At 67.3% G+C, this 22,373-nt stretch carries 30 protein-coding genes; 10 read left to right on the top strand and 20 right to left on the bottom strand.

Annotated features, from left to right (window positions below):
- Positions 1-105: 105 nt before the first annotated feature.
- The 8 genes from C6Y44_RS27605 to C6Y44_RS27640 form a co-directional block, all read right to left on the bottom strand.
- Positions 106-669, bottom strand: coding sequence for a hypothetical protein (locus tag C6Y44_RS27605; RefSeq protein ID WP_192379463.1), 564 nt, complete (start codon positions 667-669; stop codon positions 106-108).
- On the bottom strand, positions 666-1,052 hold the full coding sequence (locus C6Y44_RS27610) for a hypothetical protein (RefSeq protein WP_192379466.1): 387 nt from the start codon (positions 1,050-1,052) through the stop codon (positions 666-668). Before C6Y44_RS27610 ends, C6Y44_RS27605 begins: the two co-directional genes overlap by 4 nt.
- Complete coding sequence (locus tag C6Y44_RS27615; RefSeq protein WP_192379469.1) at positions 1,049-1,315, bottom strand: hypothetical protein; 267 nt, start codon at positions 1,313-1,315, stop codon at positions 1,049-1,051. Before C6Y44_RS27615 ends, C6Y44_RS27610 begins: the two co-directional genes overlap by 4 nt.
- A gap of 13 nt (positions 1,316-1,328) precedes the next feature.
- Complete coding sequence (locus C6Y44_RS27620) at positions 1,329-1,994, bottom strand: exonuclease domain-containing protein (protein WP_225623926.1); 666 nt, start codon at positions 1,992-1,994, stop codon at positions 1,329-1,331.
- Entirely contained in the window at positions 1,991-2,209 is a 219-nt protein-coding gene (locus tag C6Y44_RS27625) for a hypothetical protein (RefSeq protein ID WP_192379471.1), read from the bottom strand. The genes C6Y44_RS27620 and C6Y44_RS27625 overlap by 4 nt, the downstream gene beginning before the upstream one ends.
- A gap of 2 nt (positions 2,210-2,211) precedes the next feature.
- Entirely contained in the window at positions 2,212-3,216 is a 1,005-nt protein-coding gene (locus C6Y44_RS27630) for a hypothetical protein (RefSeq protein WP_192379474.1), read from the bottom strand.
- A gap of 3 nt (positions 3,217-3,219) precedes the next feature.
- Positions 3,220-4,119, bottom strand: coding sequence for a PD-(D/E)XK nuclease-like domain-containing protein (locus tag C6Y44_RS27635; protein ID WP_192379476.1), 900 nt, complete (start codon positions 4,117-4,119; stop codon positions 3,220-3,222).
- A gap of 194 nt (positions 4,120-4,313) precedes the next feature.
- Positions 4,314-4,607, bottom strand: a complete 294-nt coding sequence (locus tag C6Y44_RS27640; protein WP_192379479.1) for a hypothetical protein — start codon at positions 4,605-4,607, stop codon at positions 4,314-4,316.
- A gap of 261 nt (positions 4,608-4,868) precedes the next feature.
- Between C6Y44_RS27640 and C6Y44_RS27645 the strand changes: the two genes are divergently transcribed.
- From C6Y44_RS27645 to C6Y44_RS27680, 8 genes are all read left to right on the top strand, one after another.
- Complete coding sequence (locus C6Y44_RS27645; protein ID WP_192379482.1) at positions 4,869-5,288, top strand: helix-turn-helix domain-containing protein; 420 nt, start codon at positions 4,869-4,871, stop codon at positions 5,286-5,288.
- Positions 5,289-5,408: 120 nt separating this feature from the next.
- Positions 5,409-6,167 (top strand): recombinase family protein, encoded by a 759-nt coding sequence (locus tag C6Y44_RS27650; RefSeq protein ID WP_192379485.1) that lies wholly within the window; start codon positions 5,409-5,411, stop codon positions 6,165-6,167.
- 45 nt (positions 6,168-6,212) lie between these two features.
- Positions 6,213-6,476 carry a hypothetical protein gene (locus C6Y44_RS27655; protein ID WP_192379488.1) on the top strand — a complete coding sequence of 88 codons (264 nt, stop codon included), beginning with the start codon at positions 6,213-6,215 and terminating at the stop codon, positions 6,474-6,476.
- An 84-nt stretch (positions 6,477-6,560) separates the two neighbouring features.
- Positions 6,561-7,145, top strand: coding sequence for a hypothetical protein (locus C6Y44_RS27660; protein ID WP_192379491.1), 585 nt, complete (start codon positions 6,561-6,563; stop codon positions 7,143-7,145).
- A gap of 83 nt (positions 7,146-7,228) precedes the next feature.
- Entirely contained in the window at positions 7,229-7,450 is a 222-nt protein-coding gene (locus C6Y44_RS27665) for a hypothetical protein (protein ID WP_192379493.1), read from the top strand.
- Positions 7,447-7,737 (top strand): hypothetical protein, encoded by a 291-nt coding sequence (locus C6Y44_RS27670; protein ID WP_192379496.1) that lies wholly within the window; start codon positions 7,447-7,449, stop codon positions 7,735-7,737. Before C6Y44_RS27665 ends, C6Y44_RS27670 begins: the two co-directional genes overlap by 4 nt.
- 428 nt (positions 7,738-8,165) lie before the next feature.
- Positions 8,166-8,390, top strand: coding sequence for a hypothetical protein (locus tag C6Y44_RS27675; protein WP_192379498.1), 225 nt, complete (start codon positions 8,166-8,168; stop codon positions 8,388-8,390).
- Positions 8,390-8,791, top strand: coding sequence for a helix-turn-helix domain-containing protein (locus tag C6Y44_RS27680; RefSeq protein WP_192379501.1), 402 nt, complete (start codon positions 8,390-8,392; stop codon positions 8,789-8,791). The genes C6Y44_RS27675 and C6Y44_RS27680 overlap by 1 nt, the downstream gene beginning before the upstream one ends.
- Before the next feature lie 254 nt (positions 8,792-9,045).
- Here the strand turns inward: C6Y44_RS27680 and C6Y44_RS27685 are convergent, their stop codons facing one another.
- Positions 9,046-9,315 carry a hypothetical protein gene (locus C6Y44_RS27685; RefSeq protein ID WP_192379504.1) on the bottom strand — a complete coding sequence of 90 codons (270 nt, stop codon included), beginning with the start codon at positions 9,313-9,315 and terminating at the stop codon, positions 9,046-9,048.
- A 136-nt stretch (positions 9,316-9,451) separates the two neighbouring features.
- On the opposite strand from C6Y44_RS27685, the gene C6Y44_RS27690 reads away from it, so the two are divergent.
- Positions 9,452-10,261, top strand: a complete 810-nt coding sequence (locus C6Y44_RS27690) for a DUF2637 domain-containing protein (RefSeq protein WP_192379507.1) — start codon at positions 9,452-9,454, stop codon at positions 10,259-10,261.
- A 123-nt stretch (positions 10,262-10,384) separates the two neighbouring features.
- Here C6Y44_RS27690 and C6Y44_RS27695 read toward each other — a convergent pair whose 3' ends face one another.
- Genes C6Y44_RS27695 through C6Y44_RS27735 form a run of 9 tightly spaced genes read right to left on the bottom strand, consistent with a single transcriptional unit; the run spans position 10,385 to position 19,005 of the window.
- Positions 10,385-11,722, bottom strand: a complete 1,338-nt coding sequence (locus C6Y44_RS27695) for a hypothetical protein (RefSeq protein WP_192379509.1) — start codon at positions 11,720-11,722, stop codon at positions 10,385-10,387.
- Positions 11,722-14,730 carry a hypothetical protein gene (locus tag C6Y44_RS27700; protein ID WP_192379512.1) on the bottom strand — a complete coding sequence of 1,003 codons (3,009 nt, stop codon included), beginning with the start codon at positions 14,728-14,730 and terminating at the stop codon, positions 11,722-11,724. The genes C6Y44_RS27695 and C6Y44_RS27700 overlap by 1 nt, the downstream gene beginning before the upstream one ends.
- 9 nt (positions 14,731-14,739) lie before the next feature.
- Entirely contained in the window at positions 14,740-15,651 is a 912-nt protein-coding gene (locus C6Y44_RS27705) for a glycine-rich domain-containing protein (RefSeq protein WP_192379513.1), read from the bottom strand.
- Positions 15,652-15,653: 2 nt separating this feature from the next.
- Entirely contained in the window at positions 15,654-15,827 is a 174-nt protein-coding gene (locus tag C6Y44_RS27710) for a hypothetical protein (RefSeq protein ID WP_192379516.1), read from the bottom strand.
- On the bottom strand, positions 15,824-16,921 hold the full coding sequence (locus tag C6Y44_RS27715) for a hypothetical protein (protein WP_192379519.1): 1,098 nt from the start codon (positions 16,919-16,921) through the stop codon (positions 15,824-15,826). The genes C6Y44_RS27710 and C6Y44_RS27715 overlap by 4 nt, the downstream gene beginning before the upstream one ends.
- Entirely contained in the window at positions 16,918-17,232 is a 315-nt protein-coding gene (locus C6Y44_RS27720) for a hypothetical protein (RefSeq protein WP_192379522.1), read from the bottom strand. Before C6Y44_RS27720 ends, C6Y44_RS27715 begins: the two co-directional genes overlap by 4 nt.
- Positions 17,233-17,237: 5 nt before the next feature.
- Positions 17,238-17,615, bottom strand: a complete 378-nt coding sequence (locus C6Y44_RS27725) for a phage holin (RefSeq protein ID WP_192379524.1) — start codon at positions 17,613-17,615, stop codon at positions 17,238-17,240.
- Positions 17,612-18,610: a peptidoglycan-binding domain-containing protein gene (locus C6Y44_RS27730; protein ID WP_192379527.1), complete on the bottom strand. Its 999-nt coding sequence runs from the start codon at positions 18,608-18,610 to the stop codon at positions 17,612-17,614. Before C6Y44_RS27730 ends, C6Y44_RS27725 begins: the two co-directional genes overlap by 4 nt.
- Complete coding sequence (locus C6Y44_RS27735; protein ID WP_192379529.1) at positions 18,607-19,005, bottom strand: hypothetical protein; 399 nt, start codon at positions 19,003-19,005, stop codon at positions 18,607-18,609. Before C6Y44_RS27735 ends, C6Y44_RS27730 begins: the two co-directional genes overlap by 4 nt.
- Positions 19,006-19,201: 196 nt before the next feature.
- On the opposite strand from C6Y44_RS27735, the gene C6Y44_RS27740 reads away from it, so the two are divergent.
- A complete protein-coding gene (locus C6Y44_RS27740; protein ID WP_192379537.1) occupies positions 19,202-19,801 on the top strand; it encodes an HNH endonuclease signature motif containing protein in 600 nt (199 codons plus the stop codon).
- Here C6Y44_RS27740 and C6Y44_RS27745 read toward each other — a convergent pair.
- Positions 19,791-21,479 carry a Gp37-like protein gene (locus C6Y44_RS27745; RefSeq protein WP_192379540.1) on the bottom strand — a complete coding sequence of 563 codons (1,689 nt, stop codon included), beginning with the start codon at positions 21,477-21,479 and terminating at the stop codon, positions 19,791-19,793. The genes C6Y44_RS27740 and C6Y44_RS27745 overlap by 11 nt on opposite strands.
- Positions 21,480-21,560: 81 nt before the next feature.
- The gene (locus C6Y44_RS27750; RefSeq protein ID WP_192379237.1) at positions 21,561-22,373 is read right to left on the bottom strand and encodes a phage tail family protein; all 813 of its coding nucleotides are present in this window, start codon (positions 22,371-22,373) and stop codon (positions 21,561-21,563) included.

The following is a 22,373-nucleotide window of genomic DNA, read 5'->3' on the forward strand; positions in this document are numbered from 1 at the left end:
GTTCCTGTTCAGTGAGGTTTCGGGCCCAGCGGCGGCGGTTGCGTGCGGCGATGGGCCGGTGGGCGCGGTCGCATTCGGCGGCGAGCTGCAGCAGCAGCTCCGGCGTCAGCTCCCGTTGCGGGGGTGGGGTGCGGAGGTCCACTCGGTTTCGATGACAGTGCGGCGGACGACTTCCGCCTTGGGGTTGGCGTTGAGGCAGCGTTCGGTGTCGTGCAGCATCTCGACGCTGCGGCGGGCGGATGCCTCGTCGCTGGACTTGTCGACCTTGATGCCGAAGTGCCGTGTGGGCTTGCGTACACCCCATTCGACGCGGGCGGTGCCGAGCGCGCGGGCGACGGAGTCGAGGTCGCGGGAGAAGAGCGGGAAGTCCGAACTGCCGAAGATTTCGCCGTCGCCGAACCATCCGACGAACTCGAGGATGCGCTGTGCGGCCTCGACCGGGTCCGGGCTCTGATACTCGGCGGCGTCCTCGTCGATGCCGGGCGGCTGATCGGACACCGGCTCGCTCACGGGAGACGTCTCGACCAGGCGCAGGCCCTTCTCCTCGAGCTGGGTGGCGATGTCGGCGACCGATTCACGCAGGTAGTCGGGCTGATTGAAGTAGTTGGAGGCTGCGGCGGCGCGGTCCCAATCGACGACCTCTGCGAGAGCCTTGAACAGGGCGCTCATGCGACCGCCTCCCATGCTTCGAGAGGGCAGCGTTCGAGGCGGACTTCGCAGCCCCACTCGCGGAGGCCTTCGACGATGCCGACTGCGGTAGCGCGGGACATCCAGTGACGGCGGCGGAGTACCGGGATCTTCAGTATCGGCACGTTGTCGTTGTCGTAGACGGTCTTGCCGATACGCGGGCCTTCATCGGCGCTCGCGTAGGGATCGCCACTCCAGAGGTACATCCACTCTTCGAGGTCGGCCGGCACCCAGTCGGGGGTGTCGCCGTTGTTGGCGTGGGCGTCGACGATGTCCATCCAGAGCTGCGGATGCTGCTGGTCGAACGGCTTGCCGTCGTCGGTGGGGTACTTGTCGACGGTGATGCGATAGGCGTAGTTGCTCATCGGGCGGCGCCCTGGGCGATGGTCTGCAGGGTGGCGATGCCGGTCTCGGAGGTCTGGGCGAGCTGCATCGCGGCGACGTAGCCGGGGAAGCCGAGCGACAGGCGGGTCTGGTTGCCGGGGTCGGCGGTGGAGATCGCGAGCATCAGGTTCTTGGTGAACGATCCGGGCTCGTAGCCACCGTGCCCGAAGTGCCAGAGCACATGCTGGGCGGTGGGCTGGTCGATGAAGGCACCAGCGGTGGCGGTGTCGAAGTCGATGGTCATGTGTTCTTCCTGTTCAGGCCGCGATGGGCCAGGAGGTGTTGAGGGAGCCGCCGGAGCGGTAGGGCTGCTGTCGGGCTTGGGCCTGCTGCTGGTGGCGGCGGTACAGGGCGGCTTGCTGGCGCATGAGTTCGTCGGTGCCGACGAGCGCGAGGATCGGGAAGACGCGGGGGATCTTCCAGGCCAGGCGGGCAGCGGCGAGGGCGTCGGCTTCGGCATTGTGGGCGTCGCCGAGGGTGATGCCGTAGCGTTCGCACACCGTGGCCAGGCGGCGGTTTCCGGTGCGTTTGTCGAACTCGGTGATCAGCACGAACGGGTCGACGACGGGGCCGTCGACGGTGAACTTGCCGCCGGTCTGGGTGTGCAGGACGGTCAGGTCGTAGGCGGCGTTGTAGATCGCGATCGCGCGGCCTTCCTTCCAGCATTCGCGCAGCTCGGCGACCACTTCGTGGACGACCTCGACGTGCGGGCGGCCATGAGTGCGGGCGTGCTCGGTGGTGATGCCGTGGATCTTGGCGGCGGACTCGGGGATCTCCACGCCGGGATCGGCGAGCCACTTCGTGGAGGTGGTGGTCGAGCCGTCGACGCGGCCGACGCAGGCGGTGACGATCCGGCAGGTCTTCGGGTCGACACCGGTGGTCTCGAGGTCGAAGTAGGCCAGGGGCAGATCGGACCAGATCATCGCGGCCTCTTCGGGCTGGCGACGACCACTGCGGTCATCGGGGGCAGGGTGCCGAACAGGAGTCGGTCACCGGGCAGGAATGCGGCGTTTACCACGGTAAATACAGCGGTGCCGTCGCCGCGCCGGCCGCTGTAGACGATGTCGACCGGCAGTTCCCGGCCGTCCCGGAGGACCCGCACATTGGTGGGGCCCTCCGGGATTTCGGTCAGCTGCATGGTCAGTTCCCTTCGGTGCCGAACAGCTCGGCGTGCTCGTCGGAGCGGTCGGCGGGGTCGCCCTTCTTGCTGGTGGTGCGGGCCTTGGCCTGGGGCTTGTCCTGCTTGGCCGGTTCCGGGGCGGGCTGCTCGGCCGGTGCCTGTTCCTGGGCCTGCTGAGGCTGGGGCTGGGCAGCGGGTGCCGGGGTGGCGACGGGGCCGGTCAGGTCGGCGGCGGTGACCACCTGCTGGGGGAACTCCTCGTCCTTGTCGAGTTCGCCTCGGGTGATCGAGGTGTAGACGATGGACATCTGCGCCAGATCGAACGGCGTCCACGAACCCCGGGAGCGGCCGATCTTGTGCTCGAGCTGCTTGACGGTGATGCCCTGGTTACCGAACGCGGCGACCATGGCGTTGATCCGATCGGGCAGCGGCACGCCCTCGCCGTCCTCGAGGGTGCGGCGGCAGATGTCCTGGGCTTCCTCGGTGAACCAGGTGGGCAGCACCGTGAACAGGCACTCGCGCACCGCGCGGGCACCGACGTTCTGGTTGGACAGGTAGATGTCGCCGATGTCGGTCAGCGCCTTGCGTTCACCGCGGACCATGCGCACGTGCGGGGCGATGAAGGTGCGCACCGAGCGGACGTTGGTCTGCACGTCCCAGGCGAAGGCCTGCACCTCGGAGATTCCGGCGTCGTCGTCGCGGCGCAGTTCGTTAACTCCGTACTGCACGTTTCCCCAGATGCGGGCCAGTTCGCGGGCCAGGTGCACCGACGGGCCGTTGCCCCGGTTGGGCACCGAGTAGAACGCTCGGTTGGCCAGGGCCATGCGTCCACAGGAGTCCTTCATGTCGGCGATCGCGCGGCCGATGTCGCGGGGGACCTGCTGGGCGACGAGCACCGCGGCCTGCACTTCGGCGACGGCGCGGGAGCGTTCGACCTCGGTGGCCTGGCTGATCTGGGTGACCGGATCGTTGGCGGCGGGGGCGATGGTCTGGCGGTGGACCAGGGTGCCGTTGTTGCTGCTCATGGGCTAGTTCTCCTCAAATTCGCGTTCGTACCAGTAGGGAAGGGCCACCAGGGCGACCTCGTGGTCGTGGTAGCCGGGCCAGATGCCCGATTCGGTGCACTGGGCGTAGATGTCGATCGCCTGGCGGTTGAGGATCCGGCCGATCCGGCGAGCGTTGTTGTCGAGCTGAACCACCGACACCACGTAGGGGGCGGTCTTTTCCTGCACGACGAACAGGAACGCCGGGTCCTTGTCGATCCCGAGGTCGATCACCGCGTCGCAGTACCAGGCGTCCTGCTGGTGATAGCCGAAGTCGACGGCGGTCTTCTTGAACTTCTCCGGGTTGGCGTCGCGGCTGGTCTTGTAGTCGACGAGGTAGAGCCGGTTGCTGGTCCGGCGGGTCCAGTCGAAGCGGGCGCGGCGCCAGATTCCGGTGATCGGGTCGCGCCAGAAGGCGGACTGTTCAGCGATACCGGCGTCGGGCATGAGCAGCGGACCGGCGATCGGATGCTCGCGGATGCGCTGGGCCATGGCCTGGACCTGGTCGTAGTCGGCGGGCTTGAGCGGAACGGCGCATTCCTCGCGGGCCCGGTTGACGAAGTCCTTGGCCTCGGTGGTGGAGATCGCGCCGTTGGTGGCGAGGATTTCCTCGGGGATGCGGCGCAGCTCCGGGCCTTCGCCGAGGACGAGCTGGTGGGCGGCGTGCCCGAAGTCGAACTCGCGCTTGGCGGGGCGGCCGTGCAGGCGTTCGTGCTGGAACTTCGCGGGGCAGTCCTGGATGATCTTGCGGGCTCCGGTCGAGGACAGGGAGCTGCCGGGGACCGGATCGCGGTGGTAGCTCTCTTCGCTCATGCCCACGTAGAGGCCTGCGGTGAACGTCGGGTCCGGGGGTTGTTGCACTGCCTGGTTATGCTGGTTGGGCATGGATCGGTCGTCCTTTCGGTAGGTGATGCCGGTTCATTGCGGATGCGACAGTGGGTGTCGCGGCCCTCGCCTTGCCAGAGGCGGGGGCCTTTTCCGTTTGTGCAGGTGGTGCAGCCGCTCCCCTAGTTTCTACTCGGCTACTCGAGACTAGACACCTGGGACCGATCTGTAGACACCGGCGCACGGCGACGATGTCAAGCTGCGGTCGGGGCCTGGACGGTGTGGAGTTTGGGGACGAACAGCACGCCGGGCTGGACCTGGAGGATCTGCTCGATGGCCGAAGCGATCTCTCGGGAGCACACGCGGGCCGCGCCGGAGCGCAGGTTGCCGATGTGGGACTTGCTGCAGGTGAGCTTCGGAGCTCCGAAGTCGCGGTGCCGGCGGTCGAGTTCTGCGGTGACGGCCTCGGCGAGGGATCGGCAGCTGTAGCGGTAGGTGCGCATGAGGTAGACGAACATCTCGCGGCCGCCTTCCGGGGCCAGCCTCATGTCCAGTCTGGTATCCGATTGGGGCATCGTTCGGTCTCTCCGGGAACTGGGTGAATGGGGAAAGTGGGTGTCTCACAGCATGTCTGCTGTTGTCCTAGACAATAGCAATCTGGGACAGAGGTGTCCACTGGACAACCCCTTCATACCCGGGATAAACAGGACAAACACGGTGGTCTAGAGGTTGATGCTATATTAGACAGCCGCTCAGGTGTCCACTGATCGGGTAGCGAAACCGACACCGGGTGGTCAACAATTGCGCCCATGGCAAGAAGCAACGTTCCCGAGCCCTGGGCGAGCGCGATGGAAGCCGTCGGCGCTGTCAGCCCGCAGACGGGCTTACCGTCATTGAACGCGCTCGGGCAACGAGCTGGCGTCCACACGACGACCGTATCGAACCTGGTGCAGGGCAAGACCCAGGCCCCCGACCTCGACACGGTCACCAAACTGGCCCGTGCCCTCCGCAAGCCCGTGCGGGTGGTCGCCGCATGGGTGGGCATCAATTGGGTGGAGAACCGGCCCTACACCCCGCCCAAGGAAGCCGACCTACTCGACGCCAGCGAGCGGGAGCTCGTCGACAACCTCATACGTTCGCTGGCCCGGCAGAAGACTGGGTTGACCCCCCAGGAGGCCGAGGAGGCCTCGACGGGCGGTCGGCAGGCCCAACTGTTCTCCCACAAGTAGCTCGCTCCCCCGCCGGCAGGCGGGTCTCTAACCTCTGGAAGGGATAGACACCCCGATTCGGGGTGTTTTTCTCGCCCCGAGCTGTCACATTGACGCCCGACAGTGTTAAGGATGGCCACGGTGACCGAGCCTCGAACCCCGAATCCGATCCCCGGCCGACGGATGCGAGCCCGCGCGGTCGCCCCGCCGGGAACGGCGGTCGGCTACGTCCGCGTCTCCACCGAGGACCAGAAGGAACGCAAGCTCGGCCTCGACGCCCAGCGGGCGATCATCACGGCCAAGGCCGCGACCTCCGGCGTGGAGATCGTGGGCTGGTTCGCCGACGAGGCGGTCTCGGGCACGGTGGCCCCGGACAAGCGGGCGGGAATGTCCGCCGCCCTGGCCGAGGTGCGCGAGCACCGCGCCGAGCGGATCATCGCCGCCAAGCTCGACCGTGTCAGCCGGTCGATCAAGGACTTCCTCAATCTCGCCGACCGGGCCGAGAAGGAGGGCTGGCACATCGTCCTGTGCGACCTGGACATGGACACCACGACCCCTCAAGGCCGGATGATCCTGCACCTGTTCGCGATGTTCGCCGAGTTCGAGCGGAACATGATCGCCGAACGCACCCGGGCCGCGCTGGCCGAGAAGAAGCGGCAGGGCGTGCAGCTGGGCAAGCCGTCCCAGGTCCCCGACGAGGTGATGACGCGCATCGTCCTCGAGACGTACGAGGGGCGCAGCCTGCGGCAGATCGCGAGCGGGCTGATGGGCGACGGGATTCCCACCGGTGGCGGCAGTGCGGTCTGGCATCCCCAGCAGGTGCGGCGAGCACTCGACCACCCCCGGGCGGTCGCTATCGCCGATGCCATCTTCGATGAGGACGGGAACCTCACAGTTTAGGCCTGTGAACTGCTCTAACAGTAGTACCTAGGTATAATCTGCTGTATGGCTAAGACACCCCAGTACACAGATGCCCCGAGCCTGCGTGGCTTCGACAAGTTCGCCAAGGGCGTCGCTCGCGACTGCTTCTCCAAGGGCTGGACCGGCCGCATCTCGGCCAAGTCCCACCTAATCCTGCGGTCCCCCGACGGCGAGACCACCGTGGCCATCGCCCACGCCAACGGCTCCCCGCGGGCCCGCGGCAACACCCTGGCCCCGATCCGCCGGTGGGAGCGCACCCAGCGTGACCGCACACGCCCCGGACGCTGACCCGGACACCCCACATAGGTGACATCGGCCCTGTTGGGCGTGTCCGGTCCCCTATCCGGGCGCGGGCCGGTCATGATCGAGGGCATGGACACCCACACTCCTGAACAGATCAACGGCACCCCCGTCGAGGCCGTCGAAGAACACATCAGGGAGCGGCCCCGCTGGTCGGCCGCCGAGTCGGCGCGGCGCTGCGGCGTCGGTCGCGCCACCATCCAGCGGGCCCTGGACGCCAAGCGGTTCCCGAACGCGGTCAAGGGCGAGAACGGCTGGGAGATCCCTCTCGAGGATCTGCTCGCGGCGGGGTTCAAGCCCGATCGGCCAGCGAAGCCGGACGAGGACGAGGATGACCGCGACGATGACCGGTCAGGGGAAGTGGACCTGCCCGAGCACCTGAAACGCCTGGTCGATCTCGAAATCGAGCTGGCTCAGACCCGTGCCCAGGTGGAGATCGAGCGTGTCCGGCGCGAGGCCGCCGAGGAGATCGCATCGAAGGTCTCGGCCGAGAAGGACAAGGTCATCTCCACGCAGGCGGCGATGCTGCGGATGCTCGAGCAGGCCAAGCCGGAGCCGAAGCAGGAGGTCGAGCCCGAGCCGGTGCAGCGGCAGATCCCGGTGGTGGTCGAGGAGCGGCCGGCGGGCTGGTTCAAGCGGACGTTCGGGCCACAGTAGCTATCTCTTGTATGGCTATTAGCCGTACGTTTTGGGATAATGGTGGGGCTTCACCGACACGACAAACCACGAGAGGTCCCACGATGGCCCGCAAGAGCATCACCCAGAAGAAAGTCACCGTCAACCTGCCCAGCATCGACGTCGACCGCATCGAAGGCATCGCCGAGCGGCACGACGTCAATCGCACCAACGCCCTGATCCGTGCCATCCGCACCGCCGACTACATCGACCGGGCCTCCGCCGAAGGCGGCGAGGTCATCATCCGCAACAAGGACGGCATCGAGACCAAGGTCGTCTTCCAGTGACCGACGGCTCCACGCCGGGCAAGGTCAAAACTGTCGACGTCAACGACGAGGGCACCGAGGACACCTTCCATGCGGGCGAAGTCCGCGAAGGTCAGCGCACCAAACTGTCCTGGGCCATCCTCGGTGCCCTCATCGTCGTCTCCATCGCCTACGTCTGGACCGCACTCGCCGCATCCGAGTACCTCTGGGAACGCGCGTCCTGGCCGATCGGCAACGTCCTGACAGCCTTCGTCGGCCTCACCGGCACCACAGTCGGCTACTACTTCGGCTCCAACAGCCGAGACTGACGAACACCCCGAACACCCCGAACACCCGACCGGACACCGGGCGGACACGCCCGCGGACACCGGTCATGATCACGGTCAGCTCGCGGTCACCCATCCCCTGATTTCGGTGTCTAGCTGGGTCTTTCCAGGTGTCTAGTATCCAGATGGCAGTTCGAGATCAGGGGTAGGGTGGACGACGCGCCGATGTCCGCGATGGTCCTGTGATCTGAGTGGTTCTCGAGGCAAGATGGCACACACTCCGAGGCCGACCGGCCCCGGAAAAAGAGAAACCCCGGACCTGGCAGGGTCCGAGGTTTCGAGGTTGGGAAGCGACCCCAACCGAACACAACGAGGTTCGTTGCCCATGCTACATGGGCAACGGTGTTCGGGCGCACCGCATCTGAGGTGTGTCGGGTTGCTTCCCTCCTCGCGACACGAGAGGACGGAAGTTGATCTTCCACAGCGACAAGCCGGTGTTTCTGTACCCGAGAGCTGCCGCGCTCGACCCGAACATCAGTTTCGAGGCCAAGGGCCTGCTCGCGTACATGCACGCTATCGACTCGGTGGGGCTTTCTCACCTCCCGGTCGGTCTCACCGAGGACCGCGCCCAGGAGCTCCTGATCGAACTCGACAACGCGGGCTACCTCGAACCGGCCGAGCAGGACCGTCTCTAATGGCCGGCAACGGGTCGAGCTACAAGGCCCTCGAATGGGTGTGGGGCTTGTCCGAGGTCACGCCCACTCAGAAGCTCGTGCTCCTGTCCCTGGCGTGCCGCGTCGACCAGGCCTACTCCTGCTTCCCCGGGCTGAAACTGATCTCCAAGGAGACGTGCCTGGGTCGTTCGACGGTTATCGACGCGCTCAACGCACTCGAGGCCAATGACCTGCTGTTCCGGGCCACTCGAGTGCGACCGAACGGCAGTCACTCGACAAACCGCTACTACCTCAACCATCCCGAAGCCCCGCACCTGACGGGCGAACTGGACGAGGACGACGACCCCAACCGGATCGCCGAACTCGACCAGGCCACGAAACGTGCGATCGCTGCCCAGAAGAAGCGGAGGAGTGAGGGGTAGTCCGGCAGCTGGACCCCGGGGTAGTCCGGGAGCTGGACCCCCTTTAGGGGTCCGGGAGCTGGACTACCCCGTCCGAGAGCCGGACCCCTCTTAACCACCCAATTAACCACCCATTACTAACCATCCAATGAATGAACCGAGGGGGTACGTGAGGTGACCCGGTTACGTGCGGGGCGGGGAGACTCCTCGACGCCCCAGACGAATCAATCTCGAGTCGGTGGGGGAGGGGAGGGGTGACGCCTGATTCGTCGGTCTCAGAGGTCTGTGGCTGCTTTGGCGAGGGTGTGTGCGTGCGCTATGCCGACCTCCCAGGGCCCGAGGCGCCGGAACCCGAGAAGTTCGAGTTCGGCGTCGAGCAAGGGTGGGTCGAATCCGCCTCCTCCGGCCCAGCCTGGCGGTCGGTGTGTGCTGCACACCGGTTCTCCGTACTCGTCGGTGACGTCTATGCCGGGCAGGGCCCCGCTGTAGTCGACCGAGTTGGTCGCGTAGCAGTGGTAGATCGTCCTCTCGTCAAGGTTAGACATGCGAAATGTCTACCGGAGCGTCCTCGCGTGTCATGCGGACTTGACCGGGCATGATCATCTACGCTTTGCCCTGTCCGCGAGGCTGACCGAACAGCCGACCGGACCTGCCCGACACCCACACAGTCAGGACACCCACATGCGTCGCAACCACCGTGACCCGCAGACACCGCCGAAGCCGCGCTACCCGATGCCGGTGAAACTCGCCGCCGGGGCCGCTCTCGCCGTGGCCGCCGCGTCGTTCCTGCGGTCGTTCACCGCCTTGTCCGACCTGGCGATGATGTTCGAGGTGCCCGCCGATCAGGCGTGGACGCTGCCCATCGGCATCGACGGGCTGGTGATCGTCGCGACGGTCGCGGCCGTGATGCTGCGCGGTTGGCGCTGGTACTCGTGGATGCTGCTGATCGTCGGCACCCTGCTCTCGGTCGCCGGTAACGGTATCCATGCCTGGCTGATCACCGAGAATCCGATCGGTGTGGGCATCGCGGTCATCCCGCCGTTGGTCACCCTCGCCGCGATCCATCTGACCGTGGTGCTCGCTCACGAGAACCGGCCGCAGCAGGCCGCGCCGATGCCGCAGCCGCCGATGCGCGAGCCCGAGCCGGTCGCCGAGTCTGCCCCGTTGGTCACCGACAACGACCTGCGTATCCCGGATGAATGGCTCGATGCCCAGGGTGTCCAGCGCCCGGTGTCCGAGGACATGACCGTGCAGCTGCCCGTCGTCGATCCGCAGGTCGGCGAGGTGTCCGAGGTCGAGCAGGGGCCGGTGGGTGTGGTGATCGACGCCGATGACGACCCGGAGGGTGCTCGGGAGTGGGCGCTCGAGCAGATGCGCCTGGGCACGATGAACTATGTGGAGATCGCTCAGGGTGTCAATCGCAGTGAGGGCACGATCCGGCGGTGGCGCGACGCGGCAGGCATTCCGCCGCGTCTGACGGTCGCGGCCTGACCCCGGACACGCGAAAAGCCGCCCCCGTCTGCGGCGGGGGACGCAGACGGGGGCGACTTTCGTTACGCTAGTGGACGCGGGCCGGTGGGAAGTACCGGCCCGCACCATTTGTCCGGCCGAGGATCAGGGCGTGAACGCCTTGAAGTCGTCGATACGTCCGGGAGGGCCACCGCCACCGGAGACGAGCTCGTCGTTCTGGATCGTCGCGCCCACCCACCGCCGCGAGAACGGGATCACCGAATCGGCGACCGTGCCCTGCAGCACGACCGCGCCGTTGACCCGAGCGGTGTAGAGGTTGCCTTCGGCGCGCAGCGTGACGACCGCGCCCTCTGGGAACTTGGTGGTGTTGACGTACTGCGCGACACCGGTCACCGGGACGAACCCGTTGGGGGCGTCGTAGTCCTCGTAGTACAGCGCCATGATCGACTTCGTCCACGAGAACTGGACACCGAACTGCGCGCCCGGATTGGTGACCGGATCCTGGAACGGATCAGCCCGGACGACGAGTCCGCACGCCGAGTGTTCTGGGTCGCGCCCGTCCCACCGGACAACGCCCTCGACCTGCTGCGTGTCGTGCGGCATCGGCTCGTGCCACCACGCATACGACAGCGGCACCGACGGGGTGTTGGTCCCGTCGAGGCGGCCGTTTGCCCGAACGAGCGTGCCGCCACCGGTGGTGATCCAGTTGGAGTCGAGCGGACCATCGCCGTCGAAACCGTCCGATGCGCGCAGGACCATCGGTGCGACGTACTTGTCGTAGACGGCGAAGTTGTCCAGGCTCGGCCCATAGGTCGTGCCAAGGAAGTTCCGCACCGACACGAGATAGACGCCACCATGCCGATAGTCCGGGCCAACTTTCGTAACACCGGCGGTGTCCGTCCATGAGGCGACAACGGACTCGACACCCGCACGGCGACGTTTCGCCGTGTACTCGTTGCCGACAGCCTCCAGGATCATCGTGTCGCCCGCGACATACGCGTTTGTCGGCACGGCAACCTGGCGCGTGAAGGCGCCGTTCACGACCGAATAGATGCCCGCAGTCGCCGCAGTTCCCGCCGCGTTCAAGACGACAAAATTGTCTGCCGCCAGATCGCTACGCGCCACGACACCCACGTAGTAACCCGACGCGGGGGTGGTGACCACGACGGCCTCTACTGCCATGTCGTTCGTCGCGACCGGCTCGGTATAGATGAGCGAGTGCTGGCACTGCGCATTGATGCCGGACGTTGCCGTCGGAGTGCCGGCGCGCACCGCGTTAGCGGCGATCGTCGCCGGAGCCGTGCCTGTCCACAGGCGATCGAACCACAATGCCCCGAGTGCGGTGCGGTTGAAGTCGTCCCGGTAGTCACGCCGGGACGAGAACACCTGTTTCCACCGGCCGTCGTCCCAGATCCATCCGTTGCCGAGGGGAACGGACCCCAGCTGCATACGGCCGACCTTGGTGGATCCGAACTGCAGCATCAGCCCTCCGTCACGTAGAGGACACCCTCGACGCCCGTTGCGGGCAGCGAGGAGACCAGTTCGACGGTGACCGCGCCGATCGCCGTACGCGCTTCGGCCTCAGTGGCGGCGGTCAGCACGCTCCGGCCGATCGGTGAGGAGTCCGAGATGTTCACCGCGGTGTGCGTGTGCGACGCCTCGGCCGCCTCGATCACCTCCCGTGCGGCGGCAGGATCGGCGGCGAGCGCCAGGGCCTTGCCGATCTCCGAGGTCACCGCGTTCTGATCGCCGGTGATCCAGTGGTTGATGATCTGCTTGAGGTAGTCCGGGCGCATCGCCCGCGAAGACGTGCCGGTCCCGGAGATGCCTTCAGCCAGGGACATCGCCGAATACGGCGCGTTGAGGGTGACCCAGCCGCCCCAGGTGGTGTTGTACTTGACCCGCCCGTAGATCGACGCCGTGGAGGTCGTCGTAGCGAAGAACAGGGTCGTCGCCGCCTGCCCCGCAGTGGGGGAGTTGACCACGAACACGTTCCACCACAGCGCCGAGGTCGACGGGCCACCGGTGACGTAGCCGGTCCCCGTGCGCACCCTGTAGTTGCCGGGCACCGAGAAGTCGAGGGTGGTGAAGTCCCCGGTCTCGTACACCGCCACCACATCCCCCAGAGCCTTCCGAGGGGCTGCATCGAGCGCGGTTTGCAGATCGGCGACCTGATCGAGCGTGTGCGTGTGGGAGAGCCCAGACTTGTCATCCAGGGCGGTCTGCAGACCGGTGACCTCCCCGATCGTGTGCGAGTGCACCTTGTCGGCCTTGCCGCCGATCTGCGTGGAGACGGTGGTGGCGAAGTTCGGATCGTTGCCGAGCGCGGTTGCCAGCTCGTTGAGCGTGTCGAGCGTGTCCGGGGCGGACCCGACGATCTCCGCGACCTTGGTGTCCACATAGTCCTTGTGGGCCAGGTGAGCGGCGGCGGTCGGCGCCGGGGAGCTGATGGGCCCGTAAATCTGGCCACCGCCGCGGGGAAGGAACGGGCCCGACCCCATCTCCGAGGCGTAGTTGATCAGCATGAGCTGACCGATGCGGAACGAACTACCCGCGAAGTCCCGGAAGGTGTACCGCAAGCCGTTGATGCCCTGGTTGGAGTTGCCCGGGACCGGCACGAGCATGTCGCCCTGGACGTTGTTGGCGGTTTCCCAGCACACGAACCATTGGCCGGTCACCGCGTTGCGGGCCTCGATCTTGAGATACCTCGACCGCCAGGACTCCATCATCGCGACACCGACCTTGGTGCCGTAGGTGAAGACCTTGTAGGTGTCGATCTCGACGACGTACTCGGTGGTGGTGATCGGCAGGCTGCGGGCCGTGGAGGTCGGCTCGAAGCAGATGTCCAGGCTCGTCGCCGACAGAACCCCGTCCGCGTACAGCCTGGTCGCGCCACCACGCAGGTTGTTGTAGGCGATGTCGTTCATGAAGTACGGAATCGTCACGGCCCGGCTCGACTCCGACGACATGTGCAGGAAGGCGTTCCAAATCGCGCCGCGCGAGAGCTCGGCGCGGTTCGCCAGATCCGGCACAGTGGGGGCATCGGAGGTGCCGCCGAGATCCCCGGCGAGCTTGATGCCGCCCTTGACCGTCGGCGACGCATTGGGGATGCCGTCGGTGACCACCGACGCCGCGTCGATCGCCGACTGCGCCGCCGCTGCCGCCGACGCGGCTGCCTCCGACGCCTTCGTCGTCGCCGTCGTCGCCGACCCGGCTGCGGTGGTCGCCGACGACGCTGCCTCTCCGGCGCGGGTCGCGGCCGCCGACGCGGAGCCTGCAGCGGCGGTCGACGCGCCCTCGGCTGCCGTCGCCGCTGCCGCCGCGTCGCCCGCCTTCGTCGTGGCGGTCGTCGCGGCCGAGGCGGCGTCTGCAGCCTTCGTCGTGGCCGTCGACGCGGCCGTCGACGCCTCGTCGGCCTTCGTCGTCGCCGTCGATGCAGCAGTCGACGCGGTCGTCGCCCGAGCGTCGGCTGTCGCCGCCGACGCTGCTGCTTCGTCGGCCTTCGTCGACGCCGTCGACGCCGAACCTGCAGCTGAGGAGGCCGACGACGCCGCGTCGCTGGCTTTCGTCGTCGCCGTCGACGCTGCCGTCGCCGCCGTCGACGCCGAGCCTGCAGCGGCCGCTGCCGAGTCCGCCGCCTCTGCGGCCTTCGTCGACGCCGTCGACGCGGAGCCCGCTGCGGCGGTCGCCGAGTTCGACGCTGCCGTCGCGCGGGTGTCGGCCGTCGACGCCGCTGCGGCGGCCTCGCTCGCCTTCGTCGTCGCGGTCGTCGCCGCATCCGCCGCATCGGCGGCCATGGTCGCTGCGGTCGTCGCCGACGCGGCCGCGCCGGCCGCCGACGATGCTGCCGCCGACGCAGCCGACGACGACTCCTGCGCCGAGTTCGCCGCCGCCGTCGCCGACGCTGCTGCGTCGACCGCCGCCTGGGCGAGATCGCCGAGCGAGGGAATCTCGACCTCGATGTCGCCTTCGCGGGACATGACGAACAGCAGACCGTTGGGCAGCAGCTGCACATCGACGACCGAGCGGCCGGGAGGACCGACGACGGTCGGCACACCCGTCGACGGATCGGTGAGCACCCGCGCCGTCGCCAGGTTCGTCGGCTCGTAGTCGGGATCCTCGGGGTCGCCGTCGGGCAGATCGAACGAGAACTCGTCGGTGAGGGTTTCCGTGCCGACCTTGTAGGTGAACTGGGCGTGCCAGCGCCACACGCCGGGTTCGGAGGCGATCAGCCACACCCACGGGTCACCCCGATAGGTGAGATTGCCGTTGACCATCGACACCCGCACCGGGCGCGGCAACACCAGCTGGGCGGGGCTCGTTCCGTCGCCATGGTCGATGATGCGTTCAATGCGCGGGGTCAGGACACCGAAGCCGGTCACCGGCAGGGCGTCGGGGAGAACGTTGGCATCGGGACCGTCTGCGATGCCCGCGACCACGCGGAAGATGACCTTCCCGAAACGGGTCGAGCCGAGATTGGGCGCCGTCACGGCACCTCCTTATTCGTAGAAGCAGATGATGTGAATGCAGCCGTCAGCGCCCTTGCCGCCGGTGCCGTCGATACCACCGGCACCGCCGCCGCCGCCGGGCATACCGCCATGACCACCGGGACCGCGACCGCCACCGCCACCGCCACCGGAACCGCCGTAGAACTGGCCTTCTCCGGCATCGCGACCGGGAGCGGGGCGTGCCGCCGACGAGTTCGACGTCACCCAGGCGCCCGCCGGACCGCCGGGCAGGGTGCCCGAGCGGCCACCCTCACCGGCCTTGTTCGATGCCTTGTTCGAGAAAGCGTTCTGCCCACCGCCACCGCCACCGGCGGACCCGCCGACGTTGCCCTGTGTTCCGGGGCTACCGGCTCGTCCCGGGCCGCCACCGCTGCCGCCGGGGGAGTTGCCGGATCCGCCGGTGCCGTCCCCCTTGCCGCCACCGCCGACGAGCAGGTCACCGAAGGCGCTTTGGGTGCCGGAGGCGCCGAGGCGTGAGCCGTTGCCGCCGTTGACGGCGCCGGCACCGCCGACACCGATGGTGCAGTCGACGAAGTCGGGCATCTCGAGGTCGGTGAACGTCTTCTCGTCGCAGCCACCGCCACCACCACCGCCGCGGCCGTAGTGCGCGCCCCACAGGGCATCGAAGTGGCCGGTCGCGCCACCGGCACCGGCGCCAATGCAGATGACGTGGAACCGGTTGAATCCGACGGGCTTTTCCCAGCGCTGATCGGCGATCAGGGTGACGATCTCGGCGTTCTCGAGGTCGACATAGCCGCTGCGCTTCTCGAGCTCGGCGATCATCTCGCCGAACGGCGCCAGCGCCCGTTCCATGCGAGCGTCGACTTCGGCGCCGAGGGTGTCCTCGAAGTTCGCGGTGGTGATGAACTTGCCGAAGCCGTCCAAGATGCGGTCGGCGATCATCGTCAGCCCTCCTCAGCGAGGAGCTGTTCGAGTTCCCGACCGGCGTCGAAGATCGTCTGCTTGAGCTGCGCGATGCGGTCGGCCTTCGTATCCCGAGGCAGCCCCGAGAGGTGCTGGCCGAATCCCATCAGGGGGCGATCGCGGAGCTGGTCGAGGTTGTGGGTGGGGTTGCTCATACCGGCACCACCCACACGACGAGCTGCGCGCGGTCGGCGCGCGCCGACCACGGCTGGTTCATGCCTTCGACCTTCACGGCGGACAGGTAGACCGTCCGCTGCTGTTCGGTGGCGTTCGCCGGGATCACCGCGTGCGTGTCGCCGGTGTTGTCGGCGTCGATGGACTGCTCGAAGGTGGTCTCGAAGCGCACCGCATCGCGCACCATGCCGAGGCGGCCCTCGCCGTAGGCGACGAGCGTGCCGGTGACCGGATCGCCCAGGCGGCCTTCGATCGACACGCGGGTCGCTGCGCCCGAGGTGCACTGCACGTTGCCCTGGATCATCAGCCGGTGCGGGTAGTCCTGCGGCGGGATCGTCAGCGAGGCGACCTGGCCGCGGAGCGTGCCGTCGTTGGCCGGCACGTTGACCTCGCCGAAGGCGTTCGGGTTCAGCGTGTAGGGGCCACGGATGCGCTGCACGCGCAGGGGCTTGAGCTTGCCGCTGGACGGGTCGGCGGTGAGCATGTCGCCATCGACCGGAAGCTCGGAGTAGGACGACAGGTTGATGGTCGTATCGCCCGGGTCGCCCTTCTCGCCGCGCGGCTGCGGGATACCGATGTGGATGGACACCTCACCGGTTGCCTGGTCGCCGTTGACCTGGAAGACCGCTTCGGCGTCGTGATCGAGGATGGTCACGGTGCCGCCGGTGATGGTCACCGGCGGACCGACCGGGCCACGGATGACGAGGTCTTCGTAGACCTCCCAGTCGTAGCCGTTCCACCGGTACAGCGCGCGGGCCTCGCCGTCGCCGACGAACCAGGCCTTGCCTTCGTCGGCGTCGCCGAGGTGCTGGTACATCTCCTGCAGGCTCGCCGCGTCGGGGTAGGTGTCGTTCTGCAGCTGCCAGGGCATCGCCGGATCACCCTTGGGGCCGGGATCGCCGGGCGGGCCGGAGGGGATCGCCATGGCGCCTTCGGTGGGGGACATGACGAAGAAGGCCTGTTCGACCGGCACGCCGTCGTTCTCGGTGGGGATACGAACGAATTTGACCGTGGGCCGGAAGGTGCCGACGACGTCGTAGCCGAGGAACTGGCCGAGGGTGTTGACGGTGGTCAAATCTCCTCCTCGAGGGAAGTCGGGGTGGGGGGAACCGGAGGAGGCTGGTGGTGAGGGGCGTGCTCGCGCAGCGCCAGGACCAGCTCGTCGATGTGTCGGAGCAGGCCGCGGATCAGACGGATCGCGTCACGGAAGCGACCGCGTTCCTTCTCGGCTTCGGCCTTGAGCGTGCTCACCTCGCCGCGCAGCTCTGAGACCTCCGAACGCAGGCGAGAGACGATCTTGGCCTGCCACGCGGTGGCCGCCCCGATGATGGCGGCCACCGCGACGCCGAGCTGCTGGATCACCTCGGGGGTGAGCCACTGCAGCACGGCGATCAGACCTTGAAAGCGGGGGTCTTGCCCGCAGCGATACCGCTGCCGAGCAGCGCCGATGCGACCGCCAGCGCCGCGACCCACTGGGTGTCGGTGCCCCAGCCGATCGCGATGCCGATCGGCTGCATGGCCGCGCCGAAGCCGTAGAGGGCGCTGCGCCAGGCGTTGGTGGAGTGGATCAGGGCGAACAGCAGGTCGATGCAGGCGATCGCGGCACCGGCGATCAGCGCGGCGACGGTGTCGGTGGTGGCACCGAAGGCCACCAGCGCGGTCATCAGCACCGGGGTGATGCCGTGCAGGTAGCCGCGCAGATCGGGGGAGATGGCGTCGCGGATCTTGTCGAGAACGGTCATGGTGGGGCCTTCCAGTCGGTGGGTCATTCGGAGACCTGCGCAGTGGGCTTGGGCTTGGCGGTGGCCAGCTCGAAGCGTTTGGCGAGGTTGCGGACCTCGGTCAGCGCCTCGTGGGCGCGCGCATCGGCGTTGATCGCGAAACCGGCCATGGTGTCGATGGGCTTGTCGCCGCTGTCGCGGTACTTCGACCGCGACGGGTGACGCTGGGTGAGTTCGCGGTGGACCTCGCGCAGCATCCGGCGGTCCTCGTCGGTGAAAGCCACCTCGGTTCCCTTCTCGAGGATTGCGGCCCAGGTACGGGGGCCGATGAATCCGTCCGGCAGCAGGCCGGGGGTGGCGGCCTGGACCTGTTTGACGGCGTTGTGTGTGGCGGCGTCGTAGACGCGGCTGACCGGCACCCCGAGGCGTTCCTGCATCCGGGCCAGCCCGTCGATCCAGGACTTCGGCTCCCCGGCGCGACCGGAGATCGACTGCTCGGGGCCCTCGTACCAGCCGTAGAAGTAGTCGGCAGGCATCGGGAAGACGTTCGGATCGACCTCGCCGACGACCTTGCCGGGCAGGTAGAACCAGTCGTGGAACAGTGCGTTGTTCCAGTGCCGGGCGGTGCGGCCGACGATCTGCCCGCCCTCGCCGAAGGCCATGCCGCGCGACTCGATCGCGACGCCCTCGAGGGTGCAGGACATGTGACTGTTCGCCCCGCCGCCGGGGCCGTGCATCAGCCCGATCTTGAGCACCGCGTCGGCCGGCACCTGGTCGGGCGAGGTGCAGCGGATCGTGCCGAACGGGCCGATCGCCCCGGCGCCGCCGACATACCGGTAGGCCTCGGTGGACAGGCCGTGCCGCGACCACTTCATGTTCGGGCCGTTGAGCAGCGCGTCGAGGACGTGCGTGACGATGCCGGAGCAGTCGGTGGTGCGGTTGACGTCGGTTTTCGACCAGGTGCCGCCGTAGCCGTACGGTTTGCGGTCGCGGGCCCGGACGATGTTCCAGGCGTAGTCGACGTTCGCGCGCAGGATGGTCACTGCGCACCTCCTTCGGAGTTGAGCAGGGCCTCGGCCTGAGCGATGCGCTGTTGCAGCACGTCGACCAGGCCCTTGAGTTCGGCGAGCTGGTCGGGATCGACGTCGCCGAGGTCGGTGATCTGCGTGTTCGGGTCCTCGTCGGTGACCGGCACCCAGATGTCCTCGCCTTGCTCGGACTTGGCCGGTTTGATCACCGCCTTGTCCGGGTGCATCCGCATTCCGCGTTCGGCCCAGTGCCGAGCCACCGGCAGCGGCACCGGCATGTCCAGCTCGATGCGCTGGTCGTCCTTGGTGTAGAAACCCAGATGCGAGATGACCACGGCAATATCGCGAGTGGCCTGTTCGAGTTCGGCTTCGGTGTCCTCGTCGAATTGCGGGGTAAAACGGGGCGGCATCAGTCGAAACCTCCTGCAAGAGAGTGGATTTGGTAGAATGCAGGGGTCTCGAAACGAGAGGACCCCCGCGACGGGTGCAACCGTCCGGGGGCATGGCCGAACCTGGATGAGAGGTCCGACAATGCCCGATGTTACGTGTCTCGACGCTGAGCTGATCCCTGAGAAGTCCTGCCGGATGTGCGGCGAGGTGAAGCCTTTGACCGACTTCCACCGGAGGTCCAAGTCGAAGGACGGCAGGCAGAACAGATGCAAGCCCTGCGCAATCTCCACCGCGAAGGCGTCCGTGGACCGCAACCGCGAGACGGTGCGCGAGTACCAGAAGCGGTACGGCCAGGAGAAACGCGAGCAGCTTGCGGCGTACCGGAGCGCCTACTACCGCAAGAACCGCACCCAGCTCCTCGCTCGGTACAAGGAGAAGTACCGCGAGAACCGCGACGTCATCCGCGCCCGGACCATGGCCTACTACGAGAACAACCGGGAACGCCACGCCGAGAACGCCCGCCGGTGGCGCGCAGCCAATCCCGAACGGGAGAAGCTGCGCTACACCCGCGGCAACGCCCGTCGGCGTGCGTGGAAGGCGGCGAACCCGCACATCCCGTACACCCTCGAGCAGCTTCGCCAGCGCCTCGACTACTACGGGGGTCTGTGCTGGGTCTGCCGGTCCGTGGGCGTCGAGGTCGACCACGTGAAGCCGGTCTCGAAAGGCGGACCGGAAATGCTCGCCAACCTTCGCCCCATTTGCCCTCCCTGCAATAAGCGGAAAACCAACAAATGGCCATTCCGCCCTACTGATTGAGGAATACCGCGTTGACGAGCGCACCGATTCGCTTGAGTTTCCGGGCCATGCGTGCGGTGGGGTCTTCTTCGGCGGACGGATCACCGATCGACAATTTCGTGTCGACCCGCTCGGTGCGGGAGTCGGTCACCCGCGCAGCTTCGAGATACTGCAGGTAGAGCAGTCCGCCGGACTCGACAGCGATGGGCTGGCCGATGTCCATATGCAGCCCGAATTGGTACGGTGCCCGGTCGTCGATCTCGAATTCGTAGCTTTCGTAACCACGTGTGTCGTGGATGCCGGAAAGGCCGTTGATAATGCCGGACAGGGAATATGCGACGGCCCCGCCGGGGGCGTAATACTCGTAGAATCCGTACGGTCCGAGTTTCTGGACCCGCTGCGCGTCGTAATAGCGGTCGAATGCCAGGAAAACGTCGTCCAATATCCCGTTGAGGATGGTCGGGGCGATACCGGACAGGCCGACGAACGCGAGGATCGCCGAGAGCGCCGACTCGATCAGCAGGTTGATGCCCTTGTTCAGCCAGCCCGGACTTCGGCCGCCGACGATGACGTACTTGGCGATCGGGTGGTGGGCGGTGACCACGGATTTTCGGATGCCGGAGTGCTGGCCTTCCCAGAAGGTCACCCACGGCTCTTTGTAGTGCTGGCCGAAGAACCCGGGCTTTCTGTAGGCATCGGAGTCCGGTCCGTTGTACGGGCGGATGATTTTGGTGCCGTTCTGCCCGAACTCGACGATGCTGCGCTTGAGCCCGTCGGCCGCGGTGCCGGTCTCGCCGACGTAGCCGGACAGGTCGACCACGTCGAGGACGATGGTCGGGCGGGTCAGATCGAGACCTTCGATCGGCTCGTCCTCGCCCGGGATGAACAGCTTCGCGGTGAGCATCAGGCCCTCGTCCTTGAGGACGTCCTGGAACAAGGTCTCCGCGTCGACCATGCGGGCGGTCATCGCCGTCCACTTGCTGGTGTCGGTCAGGGGATTGGCGGGCTTGACCGCGACCGGCCACTGGGCGCGGTTGATCAGCGGGTCGTTCCACTGGACGGGGTTGTTCGGCTTCTCCGGGTCGGTGCCGGCGTAATAGCCAGGGGTGAACCCGGCGCCGATGCTCGAGACGAGCCCGCCGATCGAGATGTTGTTCAGGATCGACCACAGGGGGATCTGCAGGCGGAGCAGGTTCGCCACCAGGTAGCTCTTGATGCAGGTGATCGCCGGGCCGACCGTGATCATCGACTTCGGTATCTGGGCCTGCAGGGGCGCGAACGGCGAGGGCCAGCACAGGATCGACTGGATCCACGCCCATTCGTCGACGAGGGTGGCGACGTAGCGCAGCCCGTTGGTGTCCCAGATGCGCTGGCAGGTGTCGACCCGCCCGGACCAGCGGCGATCGTTGTAGTCGACGGTGATCGGGACGACTTCGTCCTTGCACCGCATCATCAGCGGCCCGAACTCCGAATCGCCCGGCAGGACGATCTCGCCGGTGCCGACGCGGTTGCGGGCGAACTCGATGGTGGCGGTGATGTAGTCGCCGCAGAATCCCTGCAGGTCGTAGTTCAGGTCCCAGACGCGGATGTCGAAGACGGGTTCTTCGACGGTGCGCTCGTCGGCGGCGACGAGGTCGTCCATGTAGGCCGCGGCGGCGCGCATCCACGCTTCGGTTTGGGGGAGTGCGGTGGTCTGCACGAGGGGTGCTCCTTGCTGGAAATACGGAACGACCCCCGCCCAGGGAGAGAGGCGGGGGTCGTTCCGTACGTGAAAGAGCGGCTACCGGAACCAGTCGTAACGCGGGGTCAGGACCGCGAGGATGCTGTTGGTTCGGTCGCCGCCGGTCATGGAGACGGCCAGTGAGGCCGTCTCACCGGCAGGGATGGGATTGCGGAAGCGGCGGCCGCGCATGTACGCCCACGGGTTGGTCCGCAGGTTCGACACGATGGTCGGCTTGCGGTTGTAGGTGTCGATGCGCCAGATTTCGCCGCGCTCGAGCTTCGGCAGCGGCATCATCGGGCCGCCGGGCCCGTCCTGGATCAGCGGGGTGCCGGGGCCGGTGATGACGAACCGGGGCCACGCTTCGACGTCGCCACGGTTGGGCAGGATCAACTTGCCCGTGCTGGCCCCACCCTTGTCGGTCCACAGGGCGTCTTCGACCGGCGCCTCGAAGAAGGGCCGTTCGGCGACCCACTGCATCGCGTACTGCTGGGAGCGCAGCAGCGTGGGGTCCTTGTTCCACTTCGGCATCGGCACGTCGCCGCGCCGGACCCGCAGCGCCAGCCACGGGCCGCCCGGTGACCAGGACAGCAGGTGTCCGGGCTTGTCGGCGCGGTGGGCGCGCAGCCACCGTTCGTTGATGCGGCGGAACTGGTGGACGCTGTCGGCGTGCACGTCGACCTCGAAGTCGACGGTGCGTTTGCCGACCGTGTTGCCGGTGTAGGTCGCCCCTTCCTGGCGGGCCCCCTCGGTGAAGATCAGCTCGCGGGGAGCGCCGAGCAGGCCCTTGGGGCCGGGCGAGAGGCGTACGCCTTCGGTCCCGGCCCCCCAGCCCGCGAGCCGCCAGTTGTAACCGGTCCAATCTCGATACAC

Origin of the sequence: Rhodococcus rhodochrous, from assembly GCF_014854695.1 — a bacterium.
Taxonomy (GTDB): Bacteria; Actinomycetota; Actinomycetes; order Mycobacteriales; family Mycobacteriaceae; genus Rhodococcus.